Below are 11907 nucleotides of genomic sequence, written 5' to 3'. Positions count from 1 at the left end.
GCGCAACGCTGGCAGCGTTGAGGTAAGGGGTTCGAGCCCCCTATTCTCCACTTGCTAAAAAGCTGCAAAACCAATTGGTTTTGCAGCTTTTTTAGTTATTAATTACCTTTTTGATAGCAAACTAAAGTTTCATATGCCCTTAATTTACCGTGTTCTACTTCTTTATAATTTTGTACAATCAATTCTGCTCGAGCAATTTCTGTTAATAATGCTTCTTCTTCAATTACAATTTCTTCATTACTAAAGTTACACAAAACAATAAGCTTTTCATTCTCACTTCTTCGCTCATATGCAAAAATCTTTGGATGATCCTCAAATAATAGATTGAAGTCACCGGTTGTGATGACATCTAATTTCTTTCTAAGAGAGATTAAATGTTTATAGTGATAAAAAATAGATTCTTTATCTTCTAAAGCTGCTTCTACATTAATTTCTTTATAGCGTGGATTTACTTCGATCCATGGAGTTCCTTTCGTGAACCCGCTATGAATTTGTTCGTTCCACTGCATAGGAGTCCTGGCGTTGTCCCTGCCTTTTACATAAATCGAGTTCATGATATCTTCTGTTGGAACTCCAAGAGACCGTTTTTCTCTGAACATATTTAATGTCTCGACGTCTTGATATTGTTCGATCGATTCAAACTTCACATTTGTCATGCCGATCTCTTCACCCTGATAAATATAAGGTGTCCCCTGCATCATGTGAAGGCAAGTCGCAAGCATTTTGGCAGATTCCACTCGGTACTCTTGGTCATCACCAAACCGGGAAACAATCCTTGGCTGGTCATGGTTATTCCAATACAAGCTATTCCAACCTGTGCCATGCAATTCACTTTGCCATTTAGTCAGATTCTCCTTTAAATCAACCAGATTCAAAGGTTTGAGATCCCATTTTTCAGTAGGACCACTATCTAAGCCCATGTGTTCAAAGGTAAAAATCATGTTAATTTCCTTATTTTCAGGATTTGTGTACATCACCGCATCTGCAGTACTCGCTCCCGGCATCTCCCCAACAGTCAATATATCGTAGTGGGATAGAACTTTTTCATTCATCTCTCTCAAGTATTTATGAATCTTTGGTCCGTTTACGAAGTATGGACCTCCATCCCCATATATAGCACCTTCTTTAACCTCCCCATCCGGAAGACCAGGGACCTTAGAAATAAAGTTAATGACGTCCATACGAAAACCGTCTATGCCTTTATCAAGCCAAAATTTCATCATGGTGTAAATTTCATTCCTTAGAGCTGGATTTTCCCAGTTCAAATCAGGCTGTTTTTTTGAAAAAAGATGCAGATAATATTCATTTGTATTTTCGTCATAATCCCAGGCCGGCCCACTAAAAATCGATCCCCAATTGTTCGGCTCTTTCCCGTTCTTTCCTGGCTTCCAAACATAATAGTCTCGATACGGATTAGCCAGGCCTTTCTTCGATTCTACAAACCAGGAGTGTTCGTCAGAAGTATGATTCACTACTAAATCCATGATGATTTTCAATCCTCGCTGATGAGCAGCATCAAGAAGACGATTCAAATCCTCCATCGTTCCAAATTGCTTCATGATTTGGTAGTAATCCCTTATGTCATAACCGTTATCGTCATTTGGAGAGTCATAGATAGGGCTTAGCCAGATCACATCCACGCCAAGCTCCTTTAAGTAATCCAACTTTTGGATAATTCCCTGCAGATCCCCAATACCATCACCATTGGAATCATAAAAACTTCTAGGATAGATTTGATACACAATACTTTTTTTCCACCATTGTTGGTCATTCTTTACCTTTTCCACTACAGTATCTCGATTTTCCATTTCTCTGGCTCCCTTACATCAGATAAATTCTCAATCCTAACGTCTCCTTCGTAGCCATAAACCTTCATACCTTTTACTTGGCTTTTCCATTGCTTATCTCCGCTTATATTTACATTAACTCTCAGATAACCCTCATTCATTTCAGTTTGGAAATTTGTGATGGAATAGTGACCATCTTTATAGCCAAGGGAACTTCCATCATCTTCATACAAACTGAACTTCCCTTTATCACCAGCATAAACTTCAATATCTAGGATTTGATTTTCAGTTGTATTTTGAACTTCTGATCCAATAGGAAGAATGGTTCCTTGTTTTATATAGATTGGGAGCTTATCTAACCCTGCTTCAATTAATACATACTTTCCACCTTGATAGGATTCTTTAGTCCAGTAATCATACCAAACTCCTTCAGGAAGATAGATGGACCGATGGGTGGTACCTGGCCGTAAAATAGGTGCGATCATGACATTGCTTCCCAAAAGGAACTGATCGCTGATATTAAATGTATTTTCATCCTCAGGATTTTCCATTACTAGAGGACGAACGATTGGGACTCCCGTTTGGGATGACTCATGGAATAGGGAATAGAGATAAGGAAGCCACTTATATCTCAGTTTGATGTATTTCTTAACTATTGCAGATGTGTCTTCACCAAAAACCCATGGCTCCTGTCGGATACTGTCCTGTACACTATGATTTCTGAAATAAGGCATGAAAGCCCCGACCTGTGTCCACCTTATCAACAATTCAGGTGTACAGTCAGAAGAGAAACCTCCAACATCTGCTCCAGTAAAAGCAACCCCTGATATGCCAAGATTCATGATCATCGGCAGTGACATTTCAAGATGCTCCCAGTGGCTTCGGTTATCTCCCGTCCAGACGGTGGCATACCTTTGGATACCCGCATAACCAGCACGGGTCAAAACGAAAGGACGTTTATCGGGTAAAAGCTCTGAAAGTCCTTCGGCAGTTGCTTTACTCATGTAGAGTCCGTAGGTGTTGTGCATCTCCAAATGCGGTTTCAATTCTCCATCCACATCGTGCATCACATCGAGATCCATGGTCTTGCTTTCATTGAAGACAGACGGTTCGTTCATATCATTCCAAATTCCTTCAATGCCGAGATCGGTATAGAATTTATGCAAACTACCCCACCAACTCCTAGCGTCAGAATTCATGAAGTCAGGAAAAGCACTCGTTCCAGGCCAGACATCCCCATGATAAATCTGCCCATCAAGATACTTACAAAACAAGTCCTTCTTTACCCCTTCTGCGTACACAGGATACTGAACATCCTTTTTCACTCCTGGATCTACAATTGGCACAACCTTGATCCCGTTATTTAATAAGGTAGAGATCAGATTATCAGGGTGAGGAAAATGATCCTTATCAAAGGTAAATACTCGATAATCCCTCATATAATGAATGTCGAAAAATATACAATCCAATGGGATTCCTTCTTCTTTGAAACGATTAGCGACTTCCAAGACCTCTTCTTCTGATCGATAGCTATAGCGGGACTGATGATATCCAATCGCCCATTTGGGAGGCAGACTCATCTTTCCTGTCAGCTCGGTGTAAAGGGTGGTGATTTCCTTTAAATCTCCACCAGCAAAAAGGTAGAAGTCGAGTTGGCCACCATTGGCACTCATCCTGAATTTATTTGAGTAGGTCTGGGTATCAAATTCGGTTTTAAATGTATTATCAAAGAAAAGTCCATAAGATCTCTGCTTGTTATGAACAGCAAAATATGGGATGGATTGGTACAACTCAACCGTGTCCTTATTGTGTGGCGCATAAACGTCCGTATTCCACATCGACAATTTCGAACCTCTCTTATTGAGGAAGCCAGTCTTTTCCCCAAATCCATAAAAGACATCATCAGTCTCCATTAGTGCATCAAAAAAGACTTCACCACTGTTTTTATAAAAAACTGACGGACTACCCGACTGGAAGAATGTTCTTTGGTCATTTGATATCTTTATTTTGAAAGGATCTTTGGTTACCTCAACTTTTACCGAATCACAGGTGATCATTAATTGGTCATTCGTTTCCTCAAACGATGCCTCATGAGGCACTTCCTTAAGTGAAACAGCAATGCTCGATGCCGACTCTACTTTTCCAAATGGATTTATTAAGATTCTAGGAATCTTTTTTTCTACAAAATAAATCAAAAACTCACCATGCTCATTAGTGCCTGTTAGCATATGATCTTTCCACGAGAAAGATTTGACTGACCCAACATGTAGTTTAGGTTCGCCTTCGATCTTTTCCTGGGTTGGAAGGATAGCAAAACTAGTTGTATCTAACACATTCATACCTCCATGAACTCAAGCTTTTTTCTTTCCGTTTATAAAAACAGCTTTTCCTTCAGAGTTAGCTTCATCAGGAAGATAAACATCAAATTCTTCTGTTGGTCCACTTACTGAAATCTTCCATCTATCCGATTCTTCTATAACATCAACAACCCATTGATTATTCAGGTGGTCATTGATTCTTTCGGATAATCCATCTTTTAAATAAATCCTTAATAAAGGTCTGACATAACTGGAAATATCATTGGAAACCCAAGAACCTAACTGAAGCGTTTGATTCACATTTGTTAAAATTACGGTCCCTTCTTTTACGTAAACAGGAATATGGTCAAGTGGTGAATCAATCAATTCATAGGCAGGACCAATAATTCTTTTTCCGTTCCAGAAATCAAACCAAGTTCCTTTAGGGAAATAAACTTTTCTTGAAGTTGCACCTTCTTCTGTTACAGGTGCAACCAATAAAGAAGATCCAAAGTAATATTGGTCGAATACTCCTTCACCTCGTTGATCCTCGGGGTTCTCCATAAATAAGGAGCGCATTAATGGAATACCTGTTTCACAAGTTTTTCTTGCTTCGTTCCAAATGTAAGGGAGCAAGTTCATTCGGACATTGGCATAAAATCTATATCCCTCAATTGCAATTTTTTGATTGGTTCTCTCCGCAATATTCCATGGAGTGCGATCCTGATTAAACTCACCTTTGCTTTCAGCGTGATACTGCATAATTGGACAAAAGGCCGCCATGGCCGCAGATCTGACATACAATTCGGCCGTTGGAATATCACCATTGAATCCCGCTAAGTCCCAGCCCCAAAATGGAATTCCTGACATTCCAGAAGTGATACCTGCAGCCAAAGACCGCTTAAAAGCGTCAAAAGTCGATCTTTCATCCCCTGCCCAATGTGCCGGGAAGTTTTGAGCTCCCATATATCCGGCACGGCTAAAGGTCATTGCATCTCCGCTTTTAAAGTCATTAGCGAATTGGTAGTACGCCTCTATATAATCATTTGGATACAAGTTACGCATTTCGTCGCCGGTTTTCCCATCAGCAAACAGCAATTCGTCTCCGAACACAAACTCCCCGCCATCTGTTTTAAAGCCATCCACTCCAATTTCAAGCAAATACTTCCGTTTGCTAAACCACCATTCTTTAGCTTCTTGATTTGAAAAGTCCATTAATAGACTTTCTTTAAACCAGCCTTCAGGCATCCTGTATGGAGATCCGTCTTTCTTTTTGACAACATATCCATTTTCCAGCATATATTTTTCATCCGCATCTTTTTGCGGTTGTGTTTGCCTGTTCAAGTACTTTTTAATCGGAATCTGCCAAAGAAGAACTTTCAACCCGTTATCATGCAGGTATTCAAACAATCCCTTCGGATCCGGCCATCGTCCCCATTCAGGAAACTCCATTTCGTTGTAGGTATGACTTTCTCCATTACCTTTCACTTCATATTGGGCATCATTGAACATGTAATAAGTGGCTTCATCACTCCACTGTTCCAGAACTAGAACAGTCGCTGGTATCTGATATTCGTTTGTTTTCTCAACTTCTGAACGGGTCAGACTGTCCCTGTCCCAGTTATTGCTCGAAATCCAGGGCCCAAATGCCCAAACAGGTGGTAATACTGGTTTGCCAGTTTTCGAAGTAAAGGATTCAATCACTTCTTTCGGTGTTCCTAAGAATGCGGTAATCGAGGTGCTTTGTTCTTTTTCTGACATCCTTATCTTAATAGACAAGGCATCCTTCAATGAGTGAGCAATGTCAAAATGGGTGTACCTATTGGTATTAACCACCAAGCCATATCCCAGTGAACTGATGTAAAAAGGAACAGGCATATAAGTCCTTGTACCTTGGTCTCGATACTGATTATAAACATAGCAATCAATGATATTCCCTCGCTGCTCAACAGCGTTATATCTCTCACCAAATCCATAAAAGCTTTCGTTCAACGGTGTATGGAAATTAAGCTTTAAATCCCTTATATGCTGATTCTTATCAGTCGTACATTCAATAAAGGAAAGGAAATCATGTGACTCTAACAGTGTTTTGTTGGCATCTCTTATGCAGATAAAAAAAGGATCTAACTTCAGGTCAACAGTAAATTCTTGGTTCATGGATTTTAGGGTGAGAGCTTCACATTCTTCCTGGAGGAATTCTTGATTAATATTAGAATCAATATTTATATAAAACTGGTCATCATTAAAGCCCAAATTGACCTGTGAAGAAAAACCATCCTCATCTTTCGCTAACAAGACTACTTCACTCTCAGCCTTTTCAAAAAGGCGGAATTCATTTAGTACCCGGCGTTTTAGAGGTGTGATTGGAAACCGCTCTGATTGCACCTTAAGGCTCTCGCCTTTATAAGCAGAGAAATGATAACTGAAGTCCTCCTGCTTGGTCAGAGGCTCTATAGTTCCAGTCCATATGTACACTTTTTTATCATCAACATATTTCCTGGTTAACTCATTTGTCTTTACGATATCACCGCTAGCTGACTCTAGAGTTAATAAAACCGTATCTACTTCTCCTTCAGGCCATACCTGGCATGCTACTGTTATTGGCTCTTCAGTTGTCGGATGATGTGGACTTCGTTCTGTAAGTTGCGGTTCGTAAATGTTATGATTGCCAAAGGGTGTATGTACTATTTTGTACTCTTCTATTGAATCAACCTTATAGTGGTCTATCATTTCAATAATCACTTTTCCAAGCTCGGATTCCTCTGCCGACTCTTTTCCAATCAAGCTTTGTGCGAAATTTAAATAGGTATTCGCTTTTTCATAGTTGCCCTTTTCCAGAAAATATAATGACAAAAGCGCAGTTGCTGAAGAAGATTCTTTCTTACCTTCAATCGTTTTTAGTGCCCCTGTATTATTCACTAACTTCCTTTCGATTTGGCCAACTGCTTCTACCACAATTAAGTCCTCAGGAGAAAACAATCCATATGGCATAACTGCAGTAAGCATATCCAATGAAATTTGCCGTTCATTCACCGCATTAAGCAAAATACCCCCAGAAAGTAGAGAGTCAAAAACAAAATCTCTGATTTCTGTGATTGTTTTTTGGAGTTCATATTGCTGGAGATTATTTTTGGATTGAGTTAATGCCGCATACACCATTGCAATGTTCGAAACATGAATATCTTTCTTGCCGTCTCCCCAGATACGTTCTAAAGGTTTTCTCCAATTATCCTGGAGAAACGTTAAGTAAGGTTGAACATTAACTTCTTTCAAGTTCTCACTATTTGTCTCTTTTAAATGGTTCTGCACATTCCATAGCCAGGTAGCAATAAGGTGTATACTGTCCTTATCAAGTTGAGGTTTATGATTAAGAAGAATTCTTTCCGAGGATGGATAATCATTATTTAACTGGTATACATGAGCTTTAAGCAGCTTGCTGTACATTGCTTTTGAATCCATGTCTCTCTCCCCTTATGTTAGAAGAGAAGGATATGAGGATGCCTCGATATCCTTCTCCAGATTTGATTACTTCAACTTCTCTAATTCTCCCTGCATAACTTTCAATGCTTCTTCAGGGCTCTTTTTACCATTCACCACATTTTCTAGTTCCTTTGTGATCAGGTCACTCATTTTACTCCAATCTTCAATTACTGGAGGTAAAACAAGCGTATCCAGTGCTTCAAAAATAACTTCCCTGCTTTCTGGAGGAGTTTGTTCCAGATAAGGCTTTAAGATTTCTTCATTCGTGATTGCTGGAAGTTCCCATGAACTTGCAATTCGAATTTCTGCGGCTTCGTCACTAGCGCTCATGAAGCGTGCAAATTTATAAGCAGCGTTTTGAGCATCTGAGTCCTTTGAAACTGCTAATCCATTTGCGAAGAAGTGGTGTGCCTTTTGAGTATTACCTGCTTCAAGTGCAATATCCCATTTGAATGGTGCATCTTTAAAAGCGGATAACATCCAGATTCCAGTGTGCAGGATCCCGATTTGACCATTTTTAAATAAATCCTCTGGCGACTGGCCTGATAGATCTCCTACAGAAGGAGTTACTTTATATTTGTTCACCTTATCAACCATGTATTGAAGTGCTTCTGCATTTTCAGGGCTATCGATTGTTACTTCTGATTTGTCTTCATTGAATACAGATCCACCATTCTGAGCAATCACTTTATAGAATTCATGGAACTGAATCGGTGAATAAGTACCCCAGATCTTCTCATCCTTGTTTGTGAGCTTTTGCGCTGCTGCTAATTCATCTTCCCATGTCCATTCTGCAGTTGGATAATCCACTTTTGCTTTATCAAACAAGTCTTTATTGTAGAAAGTAACAACGTTTGAGAAGCTTTCCACCATACCATATTGCTTTCCTTCGTATTGATAAGCTTTATATGCTTCTTGATTTAATTTAGATGGATCAAAGTCTTTATCTTCTTCAATGTATTTAGACAGGTCCGCTAAAGCTCCCTTTGAGGCATAACTAACGAAGTTTTCATAGTTAAGCTCGAATACATCCGGTGCTTTCCCGCCAGCAATCATGGTTTGCAGCTTTGTGAAATAATCATCATAAGCAGCAATCTCATAATCTACTTTTACATTTGGATTTTGCTTTTCAAAAGCACTGATCATGTCTTGTAGGTCTTTTTCATGGTCAGTACCTGGTGAAAAGGTAAAGTAATTGATTGTTACCGTTTCATCTTTGTTACCTCCAGAGCTTTTTTCCGAATCAGAACATCCTGCCAATACAGTAAAAGTAAGCATAAATAGTAGAACTATAGCCGAAATAAGCCTTTTCTGAGTCATTCTAATTCCCCCTTATTATTCTTTCATTCCACTCATTGTCATTCCTTGAATAAAGTACTTCTGCGCAAATAGATAGACTGCAAGTATTGGCAAAACACTAATGACTACACCTGCCATCATCATGTTCCAATTCGTTTCCCACCTCCCTTGCAGTAGAGATAATCCTAGCGGCAAAGTAGCAAAGCTTTTATCATTAATTACAATAAGTGGCCATAAGTAATTGTTCCAAGATTGCATGAATGAAAAGATGCCTAACGTCGCGAGTGTTGGTTTAGATAACGGCATGATTACACGCCAGAATATTGAAAAATGGTTGGCACCATCCATGAAGGCTGCCTCTTCAAGTTCCTTCGGAATCGACAAGAACGCCTGCCTTAACAAAAAGGTTCCAAAAACACTAAACAATCCAGGGACGATCAATGCCTGATATGTATCAAGCCATCCAAAGTTTTTCATTAAAATAAACTGGGGTATCATGGTGACCTGTGCTGGAACCATCATTGTTGCCAGGTATAATAGGAAAAGTTTGTCCCTGCCCCAAAATTGCATCCTAGCAAACGCATAAGCTGCCATAGAACATAAAAGCAGTTGGCCCAAAGTTGTCAGAACCGCTACTAACAAGGAATTCCCCAAAAAGTGAAGCATCGGGAATGCCCCAGTCACATCCTTATAGTTTTGAAAGGTTGCATGATCAGGGATAAACTGTGGTGGAAAGACCATTGTTGCTCCTTGATTCTTTAATGAAGTAGAAATCATCCATAGAAAAGGCAGCAGCATGGCGATTGCACCTAAGATCAAAACGATGTACAGTAAACCTTTTTTAAATATCCTTAGACTTGTAAGTTGATAGTCTTTCTGAAGGACAGTTGATTGTTTTGTAACCGGGTTCATTTCCATGTTTAATCCGCCCACCTTTTCTGCATTCTCATCTGGATCAAAGTAATCACAAATATGACGATGAATAAAATCCATGACATTGCGGAAGCGTAGCCCATTTCAAAATACCGAAAAGCATGATTGTATATGTTTTGAACTAGCACATTTGTTGCGCCGCCAGGACCGCCTTCAGTCATGATCATGACCTGGTCAAAAACTTGGAATGAGTTAATCAAAGAAATGATGGTTACAAAAAATGTCGTAGGTGTCAAAAGCGGGAGGGTGATATTCCAGAATTTCTTCCAGGAATTTGCCCCATCGATATCTGCGGCTTCGTAGTAGGAGGTTGAAATATTTTGTAGGCCGCCCAAGAAGAGTACCATAACAAATCCAATGTCTTTCCAGACACTTGTTATGATGATAGCTGGCATTGCTAGACTTTCATCCTGGAGCCAATTAAGCCCCTCAATACCAACAAATGATAAGAAGTAATTTATTAATCCGTAACTAGGGTTAAACAGCCATTTCCATACAAGAGATACGGCAACCCACGATGTCACTACTGGTAAAAAATACGCTGCTCTGAAGAATGCTCTTAATTTTACTTTTCGATTAAGCAGTAGAGCACAAGCTAATCCGAAAATCATTACTAAGGGTAAATATCCAATAATGAAAGTTACCGTGTGGGTAAATGCTGCCCAAAATTCATTGTCCACCATTAGCTGTTTGTAATTATCAATACCGACGAATTCCATAGTGGAAATTAGGTCCCAATTCGTAAAGCTGATGGCTAATGATGATAAAAGCGGGAAAACGATAAAAGTAAAGAAACCGATTAAATTGGGAAAAAGGAACACAGCTACCCAAAAGGCTGTCTTTTTCTTTGTCATTCCAACCATGTTCTCACCTCAATTTAATATAGATTTAGATTCTTCATAAATCGGAGCCTGGAACAAATGAGTGATTGCAAGTAAGGCTGCCCCTTTTAGCCATGAATCATCTCCTAGTTCTGTTGGCCTGATTTCTGTTTGGATATTTGCTGCAGAGAAGAAGTTCACCGTTGCAATATCTACAGCGGCATCCAGGAATAAGTGCTTGTATTTCATCCCTTCTCCAATAAGCAAAATTGTATGGGGATTAAGTGCGTTAATTGCGTTTAGTATTCCGTATCCCAGGTTTTCACCAAATGATTTCATCAGTTCGATTGCAAGAGCGTCACCTTTTTCTGCTGCAGTGGATACTTCTTCGAATGAAAAATCTTCAATGATTGTTTCAGGATAGCTTTCTTTTATTTCACTGCCGCGGTTAAATAGAAAGAATTCAGATGCATACATTTCAAGGCAACCTTTTTGTCCGCAGTGACATTGATACCCGCCAATTTTCATTACCGTATGGCCAAACTCACCAGCTCCCCCAGATTCTCCGTAATAAATTTTCTTATCGACCACGAGGGACATACCTAATCCGGCACCAACAGAGATACACAGGAAGTTTGACAGGTCTTTTCCTTCTCCGTACCATAATTCAGCCATTGTGTAAGCGTTGACATTTTTATCAATGAATACAGGAATATTATTAAGTTGTTCACTTAACAATTGGCATAAAGGAACATTTTCCCAGCCCAGCATTGAAGATCTAACAATCGTCCCTTCCTGGCGGTTGATTAATCCAGAAGCAGCTATTCCAATACCCATAAGTTGTTCCTTTGGCTTATCAGCACTTTGTAAAAGTTCCTTAATTTCAACAGCAATCATTGATACAACATCCTGGATATTATCAAACCTGTTAAATTTCTTTTCTACTAAATCCAAAATGTCAGCGTTTAGATTGGTTAAAGCAAATAGAACTCTTTTCTCCTCAATCTTCACACCAACTGTATAGCCGTAATCCGCATTAAACTCCAGCAGTACAGGTCTTCTGCCCCCAGTAGATGTAGCAACACCAACTTCCCTTACCAGATCAACGGCCATTAGTTCATCAACAATGTAAGTTATTGTAGATAAACTCATCTTGGTGACCTTAGAAACATCAGACCTGCTGATCCTGCCTGATTTCCTAATTAGGTTAATTACTATGGAACGGTTAATTTCTTTGATTAGATCCTTACTGCCTTTCCTAAGTCCATTCATATTATCCATCTCCATAAT

The 11907-nt window shown here is 39.4% G+C and carries 7 protein-coding genes; all 7 read right to left on the bottom strand.

The annotated features are described in order from the left end of the window. Positions 1-98: 98 nt before the first annotated feature. Positions 99-1808, bottom strand: a complete 1710-nt coding sequence (locus tag ACH0QE_RS18315; protein ID WP_415801926.1) for a glycoside hydrolase family 13 protein — start codon at positions 1806-1808, stop codon at positions 99-101. Continuing rightward, the gene (locus ACH0QE_RS18310) at positions 1787-4120 is read right to left on the bottom strand and encodes a glycoside hydrolase family 31 protein (RefSeq protein ID WP_415801925.1); all 2334 of its coding nucleotides are present in this window, start codon (positions 4118-4120) and stop codon (positions 1787-1789) included. The genes ACH0QE_RS18315 and ACH0QE_RS18310 overlap by 22 nt, the downstream gene beginning before the upstream one ends. Positions 4121-4138: 18 nt before the next feature. After that, a complete protein-coding gene (locus ACH0QE_RS18305; RefSeq protein ID WP_415801924.1) occupies positions 4139-7543 on the bottom strand; it encodes a TIM-barrel domain-containing protein in 3405 nt (1134 codons plus the stop codon). 66 nt (positions 7544-7609) lie between these two features. Further along, positions 7610-8884, bottom strand: a complete 1275-nt coding sequence (locus ACH0QE_RS18300) for an ABC transporter substrate-binding protein (protein ID WP_415801923.1) — start codon at positions 8882-8884, stop codon at positions 7610-7612. Positions 8885-8899: 15 nt separating this feature from the next. Further along, positions 8900-9661: a carbohydrate ABC transporter permease gene (locus ACH0QE_RS18295; protein ID WP_251009825.1), complete on the bottom strand. Its 762-nt coding sequence runs from the start codon at positions 9659-9661 to the stop codon at positions 8900-8902. 122 nt (positions 9662-9783) lie between these two features. Then, the gene (locus ACH0QE_RS18290) at positions 9784-10659 is read right to left on the bottom strand and encodes a carbohydrate ABC transporter permease (protein WP_415801922.1); all 876 of its coding nucleotides are present in this window, start codon (positions 10657-10659) and stop codon (positions 9784-9786) included. Between the two features lie 9 nt (positions 10660-10668). Then, the coding region (locus ACH0QE_RS18285; RefSeq protein ID WP_415801921.1) for an ROK family protein at positions 10669-11907 on the bottom strand (1239 nt) is incomplete at its 5' end.

The sequence above is a fragment of the Mesobacillus sp. genome (assembly GCF_047739415.1).
Taxonomy (GTDB): Bacteria; Bacillota; Bacilli; order Bacillales; family Cytobacillaceae; genus Mesobacillus.
This window is presented reverse-complemented; position numbering and strand designations above follow the sequence as displayed.